General features: G+C 48.5%; 1 protein-coding gene. It reads left to right on the forward strand.

Annotation, left to right across the window (positions count from 1 at the left end):
• Nucleotides 1–522 (forward strand): glycoside hydrolase domain-containing protein (locus R7Q48_RS30965; RefSeq protein WP_318134242.1); only part of this gene is annotated, 522 nt, incomplete at both ends.

Consider the following 522-nt stretch of genomic DNA (forward strand, 5'->3'; position numbering starts at 1 on the left):
CGACTTTCGATAAGAAGATCAAAGACGTCTACATCCTTGCCAATGGTAAGCCTGTTGACGGCCTAACGGCAGAGCACGTTTCTGAATTGATTTACGATGACCAAGGTAATCCAGTTAAGCGTGTCAAAGCGGACGTCACTGCCTACATCGAATTTGAAGATGAAGGCTCACAAGAGTTGAATGCGCAAGTGGCGTTATCTGCGGTTGACCCACAAGGTGCAGAAAACAACTACGATGCCGAAGCGAATGTCTCTTTCGATACTGCACGTAACAACGCGCGTGAGAAATGGGCAAAAGCACTCAACTTCTCTATCGAAGGGGGCACGGAAGATCAGAAAGAGATCTTCTACACTGCGCTTTACCACACCAAGATTGCGCCGATGGTGCATCAAGATGTAGACGGTCGATTCCGTGGCATGGGTAAAGGCTCAATTCGTGAAGGCGAAGGGGAATACTCCATCGTTTACGGTCAAGCAACGGAAGAACAGCCAAACTTCTCGGTTTACTCTCTATGGGATACCC

This window comes from Vibrio sp. 378, from assembly GCF_033339435.1.